This window comes from Roseovarius pelagicus, from assembly GCF_025639885.1.
GTDB classification, from domain to species: domain Bacteria; phylum Pseudomonadota; class Alphaproteobacteria; order Rhodobacterales; family Rhodobacteraceae; genus Roseovarius; species Roseovarius pelagicus.
This window is the reverse complement of record NZ_CP106738.1, coordinates 1,225,167-1,243,383: the sequence shown is the minus strand read 5'-3', so window position 1 is coordinate 1,243,383 and position 18,217 is coordinate 1,225,167. Positions and strand designations below refer to the sequence as shown.

The following is an 18,217-nucleotide window of genomic DNA, read 5'->3' as shown; positions in this document are numbered from 1 at the left end:
ACGCCTGCCTGACCGCGCGTGCCGCGTCACTCTAAAACGTATCGAAGGTACGAAATTGTAAAGAGCGGTCTGGAAAAGAGTCCTATGCGACTGATTGCAACTCTGGATTTCTAAGGAAACACCATGACCAAAATCAAAAACCAGATCATGATGGATCGGTTGGCCAGCGCCGCCCGGACCGGCGAGATCTCTCGTAGATCGTTCATGCATTATTCAGCGGCCGCAGGTGTGACCGCGTCGGCGGCCACCGGGCTGTGGACCAATGCGGCCAGCGCGGCTCCCAAAAAAGGCGGCACGTTCCGCTTTGGTGTGCATGACGGGAACACATCGGACACGCACGATCCGGGCACCTATGTCAGCCGCCAACAGATCTACCTCGCACACCAGTATCGCAGCTATCTAACGATGATTAACCCTGATGGTACGCTTGGTTCTGACCTTGCGACCGGCTGGGAGGCCAACGAAGATGCGTCGGTCTGGACGTTCGAGATCAACCCCAACGCGTCATTCCACAGTGGCAAGGCTGTGACCGCGCAGGACGTAAAGGATTCGCTCAATCACCACCGTGGTGATGCGTCGACCTCTGCGGCCAAGGCACTGCTGACGGCAGTCACGGACATCAAAACCGAGGGCGACCATACGGTTGTGATTTCGCTCGAGCAGGGTATCGCTGATATTCCGTGGCTGATGACCGACTATCACTTTGCGATTTGCCCATCGAATGGCGAAGGTGGGATTAACTGGCAATCCGGCGACGGCTCTGGCCCGTACAAGATCGATTCCGGTGAATGGGGGACCCAGTGGGACCTGACGCGACATGAGGGATGGCATCTGGAAGGCGCCTATTTCGACAAGATTTTCATGATCGTGCTGAACGACCCCAACGCACGGCAGACTGCGTTGGTGACGGGCGATGTCGACGCGGTATCGTTGGTCGATCTCAAGACCAAGGCGCTGCTTGCGCGTAACAAGGACATTGTTCTGGAGAGTGTGCCATCGGCCGCCGCCATCACCATGCCCATGTTCTGCGACACTGCGCCGTTCGATGACGTGAATGTACGCAACGCGCTCAAGATGTCGATGGACCGTGATGATATCATTGAAAAGATCGCGTTCGGCGAGGCGACGAAAGGCAATGATTTCCACCATTCGCCTGCCATGCCTTACTGGCCCGATGATATCGAGCAGCGTGAATATGATCCGGATCAGGCCAAGTCGCTGTTGAAGAAGGCGGGTGCCGAAAATATTTCGGTCAGCATTCATACGGCCGATTCAGTGTTCTCCGGTGCAGTCGATATGTGCGTACTCTACTCTGAACATGCTAAAAAGGCCGGCATCAACGTCAAAGTCGTGCGCGAGCCGAACGATGGCTATTATTCGGATGTCTGGCTGAAGAAATCCTTTACCGCAGTCAGCTGGGGCGCGCGTCCTACACCAGATGTGATGTACAGTCTGGCGTATAAGTCGGATGCGGCCTGGAACGAAAGCCGTTGGCAGAATGAGGCGTTCAACGAACTGCTGCTCAAGGCAAAGGCCGAACTGAATGACGAACGGCGTGCCGAGATGTATCGCGACATGGCGATTCTGGCGCGGGACGATGGTGGTACTTTGATCCCGTTCTTCAACAACTTCGTCTATGCGCGTCGCAGCAATGTCATGCGCGGTGACGATCTGGCGGCCAGCTGGGAATTGGATGGCGCTCGCGCACCCAGCCGCTGGTGGTTCGCCAGCTGACGCGTGTGCAGAAAAAACGAAATGCATTCACCCGTTTAGGGTGGGTGCATTTCGTTATTGAGACCAGAAAAATCCGTTTCAACCGACAAAAGGCTGGATGCACGCCATAATTCGTGTTTTGTTTCCATCATGTCGCATTCATGCTGTCCGCGTTGCCGAAGCCAGATGACACTTACCCAGAGACTTCCTCAACGAGGCGGCTCATGCGACACAATGATCATAAAAAAATACTCAGGGAGATAACATGACAAAGGTCAAAGACCAGATAATGATCGATCGATTGGCGGACGCTGCGCGCACGGGCAGCATTTCGCGCCGGTCGTTTATGAACTATTCCATGGCCGCCGGCATGAGCGCGACTGCGGCGACCGGCCTGTGGGCAACAAAAGCCAAAGCAGCGCCAACGCGCGGTGGTACATGGCGCTTGGGCGCGCATGACGGGAACACCGGCGACACACATGATCCGGGCACGTATGTGACCTTCTCGATGATTCAGGTCGCGCATACGTTCCGCGCCTACCTGACGCTAATCGAATCCGATGGCTCGCTTGGCCCCGACGTGGCGAGCGAATGGTCGGCGTCGGACGATGCGACAGAATGGACGTTCAAGCTGAACGACAAGGCGACGTTCCACAACAAGGGCAAAGTCACCGTGAACGACGTGATAGCGTCGCTGAACCACCACCGTGGTGATGCGTCGACCTCGGCGGCCAAGGCATTGCTGACGGACGTAGAGGATATCGTCGACAACGGCGATCATTCACTTACCATCAAGCTGGGTAGCGGCAACGCCGACCTGCCATGGCTGATGACCGACTATCACCTTGCGATCTGCCCGGCCAATGACGATGGCAGCATCGACTGGAAGTCGGGCGATGGTTGCGGCCCCTACAAGCTGACCAACCACCAGTTTGGTGTGCAGTACAGCTTCGTGCGGCATGATGACTGGCACTTGGAAGGCGGATATTTTGACGCGGTTGAAGTCACCGTTCTGAACGATCCGAACGCGCGTCAAACCGCGCTTGTTACCGGGGACGTCGATTCGATCACGCAGCTCGAACTCAAGACTCTGGCGTTGCTACAGCGTGATCCCAACATCGAGATCGACAATGTGCCCTCGGCAGCGGCGATCACCATGCCGATGCTGACGGATGTGGCGCCGTTCGATAATCCGGATGTGCGTAACGCGCTGAAGATGTCGATCAACCGTGAAGAGATTATCGAGAAGATCACCTTTAACACGGCGACGATTGGCAACGATTTCCACCATTCGCCGGCGATGCCTTATTGGCCCGAGAACATCGAACAGCGGGGATATGACCCGGATCAGGCCAAATCGTTGCTGAAGAAGGCTGGCATGGAGAACCTCAGCGTCTCTATCGACGTGGCTGACTCCGTATTTTCGGGTGCGGTCGACCTGTGTGTTCTTTACTCCGAGCACGCCAAGGCGTCGGGCATCGATCTAAAGGTGAACCGGGTGCCAAGCGACGGATACTATTCCGACGTCTGGTTGAAGAAGCCTTGGTGCTGCGTCCAGTGGGGCGCGCGTCCAACACCGGACGTGATGTACAGCCTCGCCTACAAGGACGATGCGGCCTGGAACGAAAGCCGCTGGCAGAACGAACGCTTTAACGAGCTTCTGTTGATGGCCAAGTCCGAGCTGGATGATCCAAAACGCGCCGAGATGTACGCCGAAATGGCGCAGCTCGCCCGTGATGATGGCGGCACGGTGATCCCGTTCTTCCCGAACTTCGTTTATGCGCGGCGCAAGAACGTCCAGCATGGCGAGAACCTTGCACCAAGCTGGCAGATGGATGGCGCCCGTGCCGCCAGCCGCTGGTGGTTCGAGGGATAAGTCACGAAATGACCCGGCGCGCGAACGCGCGCCGGGTTTCAACTGTTCTGGCCGGACGATCGTGCCTTGCCGGAACCACTAGCAAAGCCATGCATGCGCCGGACCAGTTCTGGCATGAAAGCGCGGCGTCAAAATCTGTTAGGCTGAGCGTCTGAATTCCGGGGGACTCCGGAAACGCTGGCACCAACAGCAGGAGGGACAAATGGGAGACATACTGGGGCTCGTTTCAAAACGGCTCGGTCTGGGGCTGATCATTCTATTGGTGATTTCAGTCATAATTTTCTTCATGGTCGAATTGTTACCCGGCGATATTGCCGAAGCGGTTCTGGGCCAGGGTGCAACCGAAGAGAACCTGGCCGCAATGCGCGAACAGATGGGGCTGAACAAGCCAGCCATCGTGCGTTATCTGGAGTGGCTGTCAGGCGCTGTCATGTTCGATTTCGGCAGTTCCATCGTGACACAGGAACCAGTGATAAGCGTCATTGGCGCACGGTTTATGAATACGCTGTTCCTTGCCGCCTACGCGGCCGTGATCGCGGTTCCTTTCGCAATCATACTGGGCGTGATCGTCGCGCTGCTGCGCAACTCGATCTTTGACCGGGTCGCCAACGTGCTGACGCTGACCTCGATTTCCAGCCCCGAGTTCTTTCTGGGTTACATCCTGATCCTCTACTTCTCTGTCAAATGGGGCATGTTCCCCGCGATCGCGAGCCTGAGCGACGGGATGAGTTTCGGCCAACTGCTAGAGCGGACCTTCCTGCCCGCGCTGACATTGGTTCTGGTTGTTGTGGCGCATATGATGCGGATGACACGAGCCGCGATCATCAACCTGCTTGCCTCGCCCTATATCGAGATGGCGCGGCTGAAAGGTGCCCCGCCGTGGAAAGTGATCGTCAAGCACGCGCTGCCCAATGCGTGGGCTCCGATCATCAACGTGGTTGCACTGAACCTTGCCTACCTGATCACAGGTGTCGTCCTTGTCGAGGTGGTGTTTGTCTACCCCGGTGTCGGTCAGGCGCTGGTTGATGCGGTCAGCAAACGCGACTTCCCGGTTGTACAGGCCTGCTGTCTGATTTTCGCCGCGACCTTCATCCTGCTCAATCTGGCAGCCGATGTTGGCGCAATCCTGACAAACCCGCGTTTGCGGCATCCGAAGTAAGGGAGCAGATACATGAGCTTTTTTGTAATCGGCTACTATTCCATGCTGCTGGCGGCGTCTTGCCTTGCGGCGTATTTCAACAAACGGTCAGTCTTCTTGCTGGTGTTCTCGCTGACCCTCGTGTCCTTTGTTGTGGGCATTATCGGGGGACCGGGTGCTTTACGGGCGATCGCGACCTGTGCGGGCATACTGGCGCTGGCGGCGATGGTTTCCTACGCCTTCCGCGAATTCCTGATCATGCTGGCGGGCACCGAGACAGCCAAGGAGCTGCGCACCGCGCCGCTCACGGCGGCCTTCGGGATGTTTGTCATCTTCACCTACGCGATTGCGGGCATCTTTGCCCCTGTCATCGCCCCCTACGGCGAAGCAGAGGTGATCAGTTCGGCCTTTGCGCCGGCGGATGAGAACATGCTGCTGGGGGCGGACCAACTGGGCCGCGATATGTTCAGCCGCCTTGTCTATGGCACACGCAACTCGGTCGGCCTTGCGCTGACGGCGACCTGTGCGGCGTTTATCATGGGCGCGGGCGCTGGATTGCTGGCTGCGACCAAAGGGGGCTGGTTCGACCAGTTCATGGGGCGTTTCGCGGATGTGATCATGTCGATCCCGTCGCTGATCTTTGCGCTGCTGATGCTGTCGATCTTTGGCCCGTCGATGCCTGTGATCATCATCGCCGTGTCAATTATCTATGCGCCGCGCGTCTTCCGTCTGACGAGGGCGGTGGCGGGTAACGTCGTGGTGATGGACTATATCGAGGCCGCCAAGCTGCGCGGCGAAGGCACCGGATACCTGATCCGACGCGAGATCCTGCCCAACTCGACCGCGCCTCTGATTGCCGAGTTCGGTCTGGAATTCTGCTTCGTCTTCCTGCTGGTGGCTGGCCTGTCGTTCCTTGGGCTTGGTATCCAGCCACCCACAGCGGACTGGGGCTCGATGGTGCGAGAGAACGCGACCCTGATCTCGTTTGGCGAGATTACCCCGCTGATCCCGGCGGCGGCCATTGCGCTGCTCACTGTCGCGGTCAACTTCGTGGTGGACTGGATGCTTCACCGTTCTTCCGGTCTGAAGGAGTAATTCAGAATGGCTAGTGAAAGAGACGTTCTTCTGAAAATCCGGAACCTGAAAATTCAGGGTTATTCGGATGAAACATGGGTCGACATCATCAAAGGTGTCGATCTGACCCTCCATCGCGGCGAGGTGATGGGCCTAATCGGGGAATCCGGTGCAGGTAAATCGACCATCGGTGCGGCCGCCATGGGCTATGCCCGCGATGGTACGCGCATCACCGAGGACAGCTCGATCGAGTTCGACGGGATGGAACTGACCACCGCCACAGAAAGCGAACGGCGCGCCCTGCGGGGCCACCGTATTGCCTATGTGGCGCAATCAGCGGCAGCCTCGTTCAACCCGGCGCACAAGATTATTGATCAGCACACCGAAGCGCCGCTTCAGTACCGCCTGAAGAAGCGGATGGAAGCGCAAGAGGACGCGATGGACCTCTACGAGCGGCTGCGTTTGCCGAACCCCCAAGAGATCGGGTTCCGCTATCCGCACCAAGTGTCGGGTGGGCAGCTACAGCGGGCAATGACCGCGATGGCCATGTCGTGTCGGCCGGACCTCATCATTTTTGATGAGCCGACCACTGCGCTGGATGTGACCACCCAGATCGAGGTTCTGGCCGCGATCCGGGATATTGTGGAGCAGTTCAACACTGCCGCGCTCTACATCACGCATGACTTGGCCGTGGTGGCGCAGATGGCCGACACGATCAAGGTGCTGCTGAAGGGTAACGAAGTCGAGGAAGCACCGACCGAGGAGATGCTGAGCAACCCCAAGGAGGACTATACCAAGTCGCTCTGGGCAGTGCGCAGTTTTGAGAGCCCGCAACGGTTCCGGCCAAAGGATGCGACGCCGCTGATTTCGGTCAAGAACGTTGATGCGGCCTACGCCTCTGGGCCCAAGATCCTCGATGACGTCAGCTTTGACATCTACGAGGGAATGACGGTTGCGGTGGTGGGTGAATCCGGTTCGGGTAAATCGACCACGGCACGGGTGATTACGGGCCTGTTGCCACCGCAAAAGGGCGAAGTGCTGTTCAAGGGCACGCCGTTCCCGCCTGATTATCGGCAACGCAACAAAGAGCAACTGCGCCAATGCCAGATGATTTATCAGATGGCCGATACCGCGCTGAACCCAAAGGTGCGAATCAGCGAGATCATCGGTCGCCCGGCACAATTCTATTCCGGGCTGAAGGGCGCTGCGCTGAAGGCACGGGTTGATGAGTTGCTGGACCTGATCGAGCTTGATCCCTCAAAGTACTACAACCGCTATCCGCCGGAACTGTCGGGTGGGCAAAAACAACGGATCGGGATCGCACGGGCCTTGGCTGCCGAGCCGACATTCATCGTCTGTGATGAGGTCACATCGGCGCTGGACCAACTGGTGGCCGAAGGTATCCTGCGGCTGCTCGACCGGCTCCAGAACGAGCTGAACCTAGCGTATATGTTCATCACTCACGATCTGGCGACAGTACGTTCCATCGCCGACGAAGTGATCGTGATGCAGCATGGTAAAGTGGTAGAGCAAGGGCCGAAGGACGACATGTTCAAACCGCCACACCACCCCTACACCGACCTGCTGCTGAGCTCGGTCCCCGAGATGGACCCGAACTGGCTGACGACGCTGCTAGAAGAGCGCGGCATTGATAATCTGGGCGATGCGGCTGCGGCCAATATCGACCCAAAGGACAAGAAAATAGTGACTTAATAAAGGGTTAGCGCCCCGTTTCACCGGGGCGATGCTCAAAGATTTTGGCGGCGCAGAGGAATACCTCTTCGCCGCCTTTTTGCTACATTTCAGTCTGCGTGGCTCAGATAATGGCCATCGCAGAAACCACCATCGTCGCCACGATGACCGCATAAACGATCAATACGGCGGGAAATGATGCGCTGTGCGCTCGCAGTTCGCGGTTTAGTTCTTCTCGTGTCATGGCGGGATCCTTGGGGAAGGGGAGGGGCTGTGCCCCGGCCAGATCAAAATGGGAAAGCGGCGCATGGAAATCAGCCCATCGCCGCGGTGTCCGTCATGTCCAAAAGCGGGGTGCGCGACCCCGGGTTTTCGTGTCAGATCAGGCGGTGATCGCCATTGCCGACAGGACAAGGGTTCCAACCAGAATGCCATAAACGACCAGCACTGCGGGGAAGGTGGCACTATGCATGCGAAGTTCGCGATTCATCTCGTCTCGGGTCATGTTTGCCTCCTTGGTTTGGTGCTAGCGTGAGTAGACTCAAAATAAGCCCTTGATCCCCATCTAGTGAGTTTTCCCCATCTTGCAATCTTAAAATCACGAAAATTTATGCAATGGGTGCATGTCTGATGGGTGGACGGCGCATATCTATTGCGATCGTCTGTAACCTTCAGATATATAGTGATAAAATCCAACCTGAAGAATGTGTGGGCTGGCCCCAGTCAAAGCGTCGACACAACTGCAGGGGCAAAAAGGTCACAATTATAGCTCCTCAGCCGGTCTCGGCTGACCCGCGACACTGTATGACGGTGTACGCGTGCCGGGCTGAAGCCCGGCCTACGCCGATCACGACCCGTGCGCCGCGCCGATTACCCGGCGACCCCTTGCAACGGCATCACTTGTAGATCGCCCTCTTCGCGAGCCTGAATGGCCAGTGCGGTGGCGTGGGCGGCGGCGGCCGTGGTAAAGTAAGGGATGCGATCATAGAGCGCGACCGAGCGGATTTCGCGACTGTCCTCGACTGCCATCGCGTTCTCGGTCGTGTTCATCACCAGCGCGATTTGGCCATCTTTCAGCATATCCACCACATTGGGTCGGCCTTCGTAGACCTTGTTGACGATCTCGCAGGTCAGCCCGGCCTCTGTCAGAAACGCCCCGGTGCCGCGTGTGGCGACGATGGAGAAACCCAGATCGGTAAGGATGCGCGCCGTCTCGATAAGTTGCGGTGTCTTGTCCTCGTTCTTGATCGAAAAGAACACTTTGCCCTCGGTCGGCAGGGTGACGCCAGCGCCCATCTGCGCCTTGAGAAACGCGCGGGCAAAGCTGACATCCCAGCCCATCACTTCGCCGGTCGAGCGCATTTCAGGGCCGAGGATGGTATCGACGCCGGGAAAGCGGGCGAAGGGCAGCACCGCCTCTTTGACCGAGAACCACGGCATCCGGTAATCGGCCAGCGTCATCTGGTCGGCCATCGGCAATGTACCGGGTTTGGTATCGGACGGGTAGGCACCGCGATGCGGGAACGCGCTGAGGGGTTCACCGGCCATCAGGCGGGCCGCGATTGAGGCGATGGCGCTATCGGTCGCCTTGGCCACAAAGGGCACGGTGCGGCTGGCGCGCGGGTTGACTTCGATCAGGTAGATATCATCACCTTTGACCGCGAACTGCACATTCATCAAGCCGACGACATGCAACGCTTTTGCCAGTGCTTCGGTCTGACGCTCAATCTCATCGATGATGGGGCGGGGCAGTGAGTAGGGCGGGATCGAACAGGCGCTGTCGCCGGAATGCACGCCCGCTTCTTCGATATGCTGCATGATGCCTGTCACATGGACGTTGGTCCCGTCACAGAGTGCGTCGACGTCACATTCGATGGCACCGGCCAAATAACCGTCCAGCAGAACGGGGCTGTCACCCGACACGACGACCGCCTCGGCGATGTAGCGTTCCAGATGGGCCATGTCGCGCACGATCTCCATTGCGCGGCCGCCGAGCACGTAGGAGGGGCGGATCACCAGTGGAAAGCCGATTTCGTCGGCAATGGCCAGCGCCTCGGCGTCGGTCGAGGCAATGCCGTTGCGTGGCTGTTTCAGTTCCAGCTTCTGCACCAGTTGCTGGAACCGCTCGCGGTCTTCGGCCAGATCAATGGCATCGGGCGACGTGCCAAGGATCGGAATGCCCTCTGCCTCCAGCGCGCCAGCGATCTTGAGCGGGGTTTGCCCGCCGAACTGGACGATGACGCCGTGGAGCGTGCCGTTTTCCTGCTCGACGCGCAGGATTTCCATGACGTGTTCAAACGTGAGCGGCTCGAAATAAAGCCGGTCAGAGGTGTCATAGTCAGTGCTGACCGTCTCGGGGTTACAGTTGATCATGATCGTCTCATAACCCGCACCGGTCAGCGCATAGCAGGCGTGGCAGCAACAGTAATCGAACTCGATCCCCTGACCGATCCGGTTCGGGCCGCCGCCCAGAATGACCACTTTCTTGCGGTCCGTGGGGCGGGCTTCGCATTCGACCTCACCCATCATCGGGGCTTCGTAGGTAGAATACATATAGGGTGTCTGGGCTTCGAACTCTGCGGCGCAGGTGTCGATACGTTTAAACACGGCGTGTACGCCCGCACCGCGACGGGCGGCGCGCACGTCGGCCTCGGTCTGGTCGGTCAGACGGGCAAGGCGCGCATCGGTAAAGCCCATCATTTTGAGCTTGCGCAACCCGGCCTCATCCGTGGGCAGGCCCGCGTCGCGCACGTCGGCCTCTGTGTCGATGATTTCGCGGATACGGGCCAGAAACCACGGATCATACATGGTCACGGCATGGATCGCGTCATCGCTCAGGCCGTGACGCATCGCCTGCGCGATCACACGGATGCGGTCTGGTGTTTGCTGGCTGAGGGCGCGGGTGATGGCGGCAGGGTCCGGCGCACCCTCGATGGCGATCTCGTCAAAGCCGGTCAGGCCGGTCTCCATCGAGGCCAGTGCCTTTTGCAGCGACTCGTGGATGGTGCGGCCAATCGCCATCGCCTCGCCCACGGATTTCATCGCGGTGGTCAGGTGCGGCTTGGAGCCGGGGAATTTCTCGAACGCGAACCGCGGGATTTTGGTCACAACATAATCGATGGTCGGCTCAAAGCTGGCCGGCGTGACCTTGGTGATGTCGTTGTCCAACTCGTCCAGCGTATAGCCGACAGCCAGCTTGGCGGCGATCTTGGCAATCGGGAAACCGGTCGCCTTGGACGCCAATGCAGACGAGCGGCTGACGCGCGGGTTCATTTCGATCACCACCATGCGACCGTCTGCCGGGTTAATCGCCCATTGTACGTTTGATCCGCCGGTCTCGACGCCGATCTCGCGCAGCACGGCAATGCTGCCGTTGCGCATGATCTGGTATTCCTTGTCCGTCAGTGTCAGGGCCGGGGCCACGGTGATGCTGTCACCGGTATGCACGCCCATCGGATCGACGTTTTCGATCGCGCAGACAATGATGGCGTTGTCGGCCTTGTCCCGCACGACTTCCATCTCGAACTCTTTCCAGCCCAGCAGGCTCTCGTCGATCAGAATTTGGTCGACGGGCGATGCGTCTAGGCCGGTTTTGCAGTAATGTTCGTAATCGTCCCGATTATAGGCGACGCCCCCGCCAGTTCCGCCAAGGGTAAAGGCAGGACGGATGATCGCAGGCAGGCCGACATGTTCGAGCGCGGCCATGCATTCGTCCATGTTGTTGGCGATGACGGCCTTGGGGTTTTCGATGCCCAGCCGGTCCATTGCCTCGCGGAACAGCTTGCGGTCTTCGGCCATCTCGATCGCTTCGCGATTCGCGCCGATCAACTCGACGCCGAACTTTTCCAGCACGCCCATGTCGGCCACCGCCAGCGCGGTGTTCAGGCCGGTCTGTCCGCCCATCGTTGGTAGCAATGCGTCGGGACGTTCCTTTTCGATGATCCGTGCGACCATTTCTGGGGTGATCGGCTCGATATACGTGGCATCGGCCAATTCAGGGTCCGTCATGATCGTGGCCGGGTTCGAGTTAACCAGAATGACACGGTAGCCTTCCTCGCGCAGTGCCTTGCAGGCCTGAGCGCCGGAATAGTCGAACTCGCATGCCTGTCCGATGATGATCGGCCCCGCGCCAATGATCATAATGGAGGATATGTCGTCTCTTTTGGGCATGTCGTGTCCTCTGGTCAGCAGATCAGCGCCGCAAAATGCGGGCAGCAGAGCGGTTCATCGGCAAATTGTCCGCGTTATAGCTATGAGGCGTCCCGGCGCAAGGGTTAAGGCGGAATGAACGCCGTGACGTCGCATTTGCACCTGTTTTTCAGGCCGGACAGGACTTAGGTAGACGATGAACCAGCCACGGGGGCGCATTTTGCAGATTCTGCTTTGATCATGGACCGGAGGGTACGCCGTGTCAGTTTGGGCAGGCGCGGGACCGGATCGTGGCCGAAACGCCGGAGGATGTGCCCGGCGCGCTGGCCGCATTGGATGGCGCGCGGGCGGAGGGGATGTGGCTGGCAGGCTATGCCAGCTACGAGCTGGGCTACGCGCTGGAGCCACGCTTGGCACCGCTGATGCCATGCAAACGCCGGGTGCCACTGATCTCTTTCGGGGTCTATGAACACCCGCAGGTTGCATCGGTGCTGCCGCAGGGGGCCGCCACGCTGGAGGATATGCACCCGGATTGGGATGCGGCGCGCTATGAGCGCACTTTTGACCGGGCGCATGACTATATTTGCGCGGGCGATTTCTATCAGGCCAATCTGACATTTCCGCTGCGGATGCAGGCGCGCGGCAGCGCCGGTGCGTTGTATCGCGCGCTTTGTGACGCACAGCCGGTCCGCTATGGCGCGTTGGTCGAGGAGGGCACGCGCGCGATTCTGTCCCGGTCGCCCGAGCTTTTTTTCGCACTGGCGCAGATGGCCAAATCGAGACACGTCCGATGAAGGGCACGCAACCGCGCAGTGCTGACCCGGCAGAGGATGCCCGGCGGCGTGATTTCCTGCAAAGCGACGAGAAAAACCGCGCCGAGAACCTGATGATCGTTGATTTGCTGCGCAATGACCTGTCGCGCATCTGCATGCCGGGTAGCGTGCGCGTGCCCGAGTTGTTCACGATCGAGAGTTACGCCACAGTCCACCAGATGACGTCGCGTATCACCGGACAGATGGTGGCGTGTACCGGGCTGTCAGATATTCTAGCGGCGCTGTTTCCTTGCGGGTCGATCACCGGCGCGCCCAAGGTGCGCGCAATGCAGGTGCTGCGCGATCTGGAAGATGCACCACGCGATATCTATTGCGGCAGCATCGGCTGGGCCGCACCAGACGGACGGGCCGAGTTCAACGTGGCAATCCGCACGCTGCTGCTGGAGAATGGGGCGGCAACCCTGAATGTCGGCGGTGGCGTGGTCTATGACAGTACCGCCAAGGCCGAGTATGAGGAGGCGCTGTGGAAGACACGCTTTGCCCGCCCGCTGATCCCGGCTTTCGCCTGATCGAGACCATGCTGTGGACGCCCGACGAAGGCGTTCGCCACCGCGCGCGGCACCTGCGGCGTCTGGAACGCACTGCGCGGGCGCTGGGGATTATGCCGCGCGACGTTAACGCGGCGCTGGATGCGCTGCGCGGGGAAGGGCCGCAACGGGTGCGGCTGACGGTCGATGTCAAAGGCACAGTCGAGATAGCGCAGACGATGTTCACGCCGCTGGCCCCGGAAACGATCTGGCGCGTGGCGGTGCATACCGAAAGGCTGCGGTCCAGTGATCCGTGGCTGGCGCTGAAAACCACACGGCGCACGCTATATGACGCGGCGCGCGCGTCACTGCCCGAAGGCACGGACGAGTGGCTGTTTCTCAATACCGGCGGCGCGCTCTGCGAGGGGACGATTACCAATGTTTATGTGGCGAAGGACGGCGTGCTGCGGACCCCGCCGCGCGCCTGCGGGTGCCTGCCGGGGATCGGGCGCGAAGTGCTGATCGGACAAGGCCGCGCCAAGCCCGGTCGACTAGACATGAACGATCTGCGTGCAGCAGATGAAGTCTATGTCGGCAATGCCCTGCGCGGATTGATCCGCGCAGAACTGGTGGAAATGCCCGGCTAGCGTCGGCTTACGGTACGTTATTCCGCCGCCTGCCGCCGTGTCTGGCTGCCTTGATAGAGATAATCGCGCGTCAGGGGCACTGCATCCTGTACTGGCGACAACTGCATCTGAAAGACCACCTGCCGGTTCAACCGGAATGTCAGCTCTGACGCGATGAGGTAATAGCGCCACATCCGACAGAACTGTTCGTCATACAGTGCGCGTGCGGCATCCACATTGGCCATGAACCGGTCATGCCAGTGGCGCAGGGTTTCGGCGTAATGCAGCCGCCAGATTTCGACATCCGTGGGCATCAGCCCCGCGTTTTCTACCGCGCGCGTCATTTCTGACAGGGCCGGGACATAGCCGCCGGGAAAGATGTATTTGGCAATCCACGGGCTGGTGCTGCCCGGTGGGCGGGCGCGCCCAATGGTGTGGATCAGCGCAATACCACGCGGGGCGAGGCGGGCGCGGACCTTGTCAAAATACTCGCGGTAATGTGGCACACCGACATGCTCGAACATGCCGACCGACACGATCCGGTCAAACTGACCTGTCAGCGCACGGTAATCCATCAGTTCGAACCGTGCGCGATCCGCCAAACCCTCCGCGCGGGCGCGGTCATTCGCGATCCGGTATTGTTCTTGCGATAGGGTGACGCCCAGCACCTCTGCACCGTAGTCACGTGCCAGCGTCAGCCCCATGCCGCCCCAACCACAGCCGATATCCAGCACGCGCATTCCCGGCCTGAGCAGCAGCTTGGCCGCGATGTGGTGCTTCTTTGCCTCCTGAGCTTCTTCCAGACTCATCCCCGGTTCGGAAAAATAGGCGCAGGAATATTGCCGGTCTGTATCGAGAAAGAGATCATAGAGCGCGCCGGAAAGATCATAATGGTGCGCCACATTTGCACGGGCGCGCGAGGCAGGGTTGAACTGTGCCGCCCAGCGACCCAGATGCCGTGCTGCCTCTAACGGACGGCGAAACCAGGGTTGCCCCTGTGCCGCGACATTGCCGATGGCGACGCCGAGAAACGCGTATAGATCATCATTCTCAATGCTCAGCCGACCGTCGACATAGGCCTCGCCCACGGCGAGATCAGGCGACATGACGATGCGTCTGGGCAGGGTCGGATCATGCAATGAGATCGTGGCCTCCGGCCCCGGTTCAATGCCACCATAACTGTGGTTGGTTCCGTCCGGATAAGTGACAGTCAGACGGCCCTGGCGGATCAGATGCGTCAGGAAACGGTGCAGGATTTTGTCCCACATATTTCACTCTCCCATTCAAATGCGCGCCTTGCGGGCGCCCCCTTCAGGTAGATGCGATGGCTGTACATGGCCGCACAGCGACCAGAGTTTTGCGCAAAATGACGCAACTGTAAACGCTTTTGCCATTGCTTTGGTTCCGCCTGAGGGCGTGCCCCTTGACTTTGCCGCGTTGGCAAGGTGTATCGGCCCGAACCCTTGGGCGCCGAATTGCGGCGTCTTGTCCGGCATAGCCCCAGAGGACCGACATGCATCCATTTCGCAGCCATACCTGCGCCGATCTGACTAAATCCAACGTGGGCGACAGCGTTCGCCTCAGCGGCTGGGTCCACCGTATCCGCGATCACGGCGGTGTTCTTTTTGTCGATCTGCGCGATCACTACGGTATCACGCAGGTGCTGTGCGATCCCGATAGCCCGGTCTTTGCCGACGTCGAAAAACTACGCAGCGAATGGTGCGTGCGCATCGACGGCACGGTGAAAGCGCGCGACGAAAGCCTCGTGAATCCCAAGCTGTCCACCGGCGAGATCGAAGTTTACGCCCGCGACGTAGAGGTTTTGGGCGCGGCCAAGGAACTGCCCCTGATCGTGTTCGGCGATCAGGAGTACCCAGAGGAAACCCGCCTGCGCTATCGCTATCTGGATCTGCGCCGTGAAGCGATGCAGCAGAACATGACGCTGCGCAGCGATGTCGTGGCCTCGATCCGGCGGCGCATGTGGGATGTCAAATTCCGCGAATACCAGACACCGATCATCACCGCATCGTCGCCCGAAGGCGCGCGCGACTTTCTGGTGCCGTCGCGCCTGCACCCCGGCAAGTTCTACGCCCTGCCGCAAGCACCACAACAGTTCAAACAGCTGATCATGGTCAGCGGGTTCGACAAATATTTCCAGATTGCGCCGTGTTTCCGGGACGAGGACCCACGCGCCGACCGTTCGCCCACCGATTTCTATCAGCTCGACATGGAAATGAGCTTTGTCGAGCAGCAGGATGTGTTCGACACGATCCAGCCGGTGATCGGCGGCGTGTTCGAAGAGTTCGGCAAAGGTCGCAAGGTCGACCAGACATGGGAGCAGATCAGCTACAAGGATGCCGCGCTGTGGTACGGCACCGACAAGCCCGACCTGCGCAACCCGATTAAAATGCAGCGCGTATCCGAGCATTTCTCCGGCTCCGGCTTTGCCATCTTCGCCAAGCTGCTGGAGCAGGAAGGCACCGAAATTCGCGCCATTCCCGCACCGGGTGGCGGATCACGCAAGTTCTGCGACCGGATGAACGCATTCGCCCAGAAAGAAGGCCTGCCGGGGATGGGGTATATCTTTTGGCGCGATCAGGGCGAAGGGATGGAAGCGGCTGGCCCGCTGGCCAAGAACATCGGACCAGAGCGGACCGAAGCGATCCGCCAGCAACTTGGGCTTGATATTGGCGATGCCGCATTCTTCCTTGGTGGTAAACCTGCGCAGTTCGAGGCCGTCGCAGGCCGCGCGCGCACCGAGATCGGGCGCGAGCTAAAGCTGATCGACGAGGATCGTTTTGCCTTTGCATGGATCGTTGATTTCCCGATGTACGAAGCGGACGAGGAAACCGGGCGCGTGGATTTCAGCCACAACCCGTTCTCGATGCCGCAGGGTGGTCTGGAGGCGCTGAATGGCGATCCGCTGGATGTGCTGGGCTATCAATATGATCTGGCCTGCAACGGGTACGAACTGATTTCCGGCGCGATCCGAAATCACAAGCTGGACGTGATGATCAAGGCGTTCGAGCTGGCGGGGTATGACGAGGCCGAAGTGCGCAAGCGGTTCGGCGGCATGGTCAACGCCTTCCAATACGGCGCACCGCCCCACGGCGGCTGTGCGGCGGGGATCGACCGGATCGTGATGCTGCTGGCGGACGTGGCCAACATCCGCGAAGTCATCATGTTCCCGATGAACCAGCGCGCCGAAGACCTGATGATGGACGCCCCCAGCGATCCGACCAGCGACCAGTTGATGGAACTGGGCTTGCGGGTGCTACCGCGCGAGGAATGATCGCCAGCGTAAGGTAGGGCATAACAATGGCCGCGGGCGGAATGCCACGCGGCCATTTTTCATTCATGCAACGCTAGTCTTCCAAACTGTCCTCGCGCTTGGCGTCAATCAGCGAACGTTCTTCGGCCTTGCGCTTCAGGAAACGCTCACCATAACCCTTGATATCGTCCTTGCTGATGACCTCTTTGGCCCGGCTGAACACTTCGCCCTCTTCCTCGTCGATGTGGTGCTCATAGTCGTGCCGCAGCGTCTTGAACCTGTTCAGCCAGCCGCTCGAACTCATATCCATTTCGTTCAACTCTTCCATGATATCGTCAAGCTGCTGATGCTCATGCACCGAATGGCGGGCCGAATCCTGACCCCATGTCTTGGAAATCAGCTTTGAATAGAACGTCTCTTCTTCTGCGGCGGCATGGCTTTTGACGTCGTGGTAAAAGATCCGCCATGCCTCCTGACGCTCCGCACTGTCGCCGGATGTGTCGGCGATCTGGGCCAAAAGCTTGCGGTGCTGATCATGGTCGTTGCGGATGGCGGTGTAGATATCAATCATGGCTGTCTCCTTGGTTTGACAGCCTAACGCGCCATGCCGGTCGGCGGTTCCGTCCGCGATCAGAGCGTGGGATCGTCCGCCGCACGCACCAGCCGCGTCAGATCGCTCAGCGCCTCGCGTTGTTGCCCGTCGGCGTCAAAGTTTGACGGATCGAGCCAGAGGCGAAATGCCTCGTCCAGCGCGGGCCACTCGGTGTCGATGGCCGCGAACCACGCGGTATCACGGTTGCGTCCCTTAACCACGGTGGCCTGCCGAAAGACACCTTCGTAGCTGAGGCCAAGGCGCTGGGCGGCGGTGCGCGACGGACGGTTCAGCGCGTCGCATTTCCATTCATAGCGCCGATACCCGGATTGAAACGCCCATTTCATCATCAGATACATGGTCTCCGTCGCGGCCCGTGTGCGCTGTAGCTGTGGTGCCATGGCGATATAACCAACCTCGATCGAGCCGGATGCCGGTTTGATCCGCAGATAGGAGGCAAAGCCGCCAAAGCGGCCGGTCTCGCGATCCTTGATGGCGTAGAACTTGAAATCGGGATCAGCAACCGCGTCGCGCATCCAGCGATGAAACTGCGCGGACGAGGCGAACGGACCTGCGGGCATGTAGTCCCACACCCAGTCATGCCCGTCGAACGCGCGGTAAATCAACGCCGCATGCGCGTCCGCATCCAGTGGTTCCAATGTTGCATAACGCCCTTCCAGCACCATGTCGCCGGGTGTGGGCGGCGGCGTCCATCCGTCCACGAGCGGGCCGCGGGAGCGGGGGTAGGGTCGGGCATCTGCGAGCCTTTCATGTGGGGCGTTATGG

At 59.6% G+C, this 18,217-nt stretch carries 12 protein-coding genes and 1 pseudogene; 8 read left to right on the top strand and 5 right to left on the bottom strand.

Going from position 1 to position 18,217, the window contains the following annotated elements:
* Positions 1-123: 123 nt before the first annotated feature.
* The 5 genes from N7U68_RS07055 (at position 124) to N7U68_RS07035 (ending at position 7,514) form a co-directional block, all read left to right on the top strand.
* Positions 124-1,734: an ABC transporter substrate-binding protein gene (locus N7U68_RS07055; RefSeq protein ID WP_263048689.1), complete on the top strand. Its 1,611-nt coding sequence runs from the start codon at positions 124-126 to the stop codon at positions 1,732-1,734.
* A gap of 244 nt (positions 1,735-1,978) precedes the next feature.
* Positions 1,979-3,589 (top strand): ABC transporter substrate-binding protein, encoded by a 1,611-nt coding sequence (locus N7U68_RS07050; RefSeq protein WP_263048688.1) that lies wholly within the window; start codon positions 1,979-1,981, stop codon positions 3,587-3,589.
* Positions 3,590-3,791: 202 nt separating this feature from the next.
* Complete coding sequence (locus N7U68_RS07045; protein ID WP_165196960.1) at positions 3,792-4,748, top strand: ABC transporter permease; 957 nt, start codon at positions 3,792-3,794, stop codon at positions 4,746-4,748.
* A 12-nt stretch (positions 4,749-4,760) separates the two neighbouring features.
* Positions 4,761-5,822, top strand: a complete 1,062-nt coding sequence (locus N7U68_RS07040) for an ABC transporter permease (protein WP_165196962.1) — start codon at positions 4,761-4,763, stop codon at positions 5,820-5,822.
* Positions 5,823-5,828: 6 nt separating this feature from the next.
* Entirely contained in the window at positions 5,829-7,514 is a 1,686-nt protein-coding gene (locus N7U68_RS07035) for an ABC transporter ATP-binding protein (RefSeq protein WP_165196964.1), read from the top strand.
* 361 nt (positions 7,515-7,875) lie between these two features.
* Here N7U68_RS07035 and N7U68_RS07030 read toward each other — a convergent pair whose 3' ends face one another.
* Together N7U68_RS07030 and carB are read right to left on the bottom strand one after the other, a co-directional pair.
* Positions 7,876-7,998 carry a hypothetical protein gene (locus N7U68_RS07030; RefSeq protein ID WP_263048687.1) on the bottom strand — a complete coding sequence of 41 codons (123 nt, stop codon included), beginning with the start codon at positions 7,996-7,998 and terminating at the stop codon, positions 7,876-7,878.
* A gap of 365 nt (positions 7,999-8,363) precedes the next feature.
* Entirely contained in the window at positions 8,364-11,663 is a 3,300-nt protein-coding gene (gene carB / locus N7U68_RS07025; protein WP_263048686.1) for a carbamoyl-phosphate synthase large subunit, read from the bottom strand.
* 266 nt (positions 11,664-11,929) lie between these two features.
* On the opposite strand from carB, the pseudogene N7U68_RS07020 reads away from it, so the two are divergent.
* Together N7U68_RS07020 and N7U68_RS07015 are read left to right on the top strand one after the other, a co-directional pair.
* Positions 11,930-12,984: pseudogene (locus N7U68_RS07020) on the top strand (aminodeoxychorismate synthase component I).
* A complete protein-coding gene (locus N7U68_RS07015) occupies positions 12,939-13,589 on the top strand; it encodes an aminotransferase class IV family protein (protein WP_263048685.1) in 651 nt (216 codons plus the stop codon). The pseudogene N7U68_RS07020 and the gene N7U68_RS07015 overlap by 46 nt, the downstream one beginning before the upstream one ends.
* A 17-nt stretch (positions 13,590-13,606) precedes the next feature.
* On the opposite strand, the gene N7U68_RS07010 is transcribed toward N7U68_RS07015, so the two are convergent.
* Positions 13,607-14,836 (bottom strand): SAM-dependent methyltransferase, encoded by a 1,230-nt coding sequence (locus tag N7U68_RS07010; RefSeq protein WP_263048684.1) that lies wholly within the window; start codon positions 14,834-14,836, stop codon positions 13,607-13,609.
* 245 nt (positions 14,837-15,081) lie between these two features.
* Between N7U68_RS07010 and aspS the strand changes: the two genes are divergently transcribed.
* Entirely contained in the window at positions 15,082-16,860 is a 1,779-nt protein-coding gene (gene aspS / locus N7U68_RS07005; RefSeq protein ID WP_263048683.1) for an aspartate--tRNA ligase, read from the top strand.
* A gap of 73 nt (positions 16,861-16,933) precedes the next feature.
* Here the strand turns inward: aspS and N7U68_RS07000 are convergent, their stop codons facing one another.
* The gene (locus N7U68_RS07000; protein WP_263048682.1) at positions 16,934-17,410 is read right to left on the bottom strand and encodes a hemerythrin domain-containing protein; all 477 of its coding nucleotides are present in this window, start codon (positions 17,408-17,410) and stop codon (positions 16,934-16,936) included.
* A gap of 59 nt (positions 17,411-17,469) precedes the next feature.
* Positions 17,470-18,117 carry a GNAT family N-acetyltransferase gene (locus N7U68_RS06995; protein WP_263049126.1) on the bottom strand — a complete coding sequence of 216 codons (648 nt, stop codon included), beginning with the start codon at positions 18,115-18,117 and terminating at the stop codon, positions 17,470-17,472.
* Between the last annotated feature and the right edge of the window lie 100 nt (positions 18,118-18,217).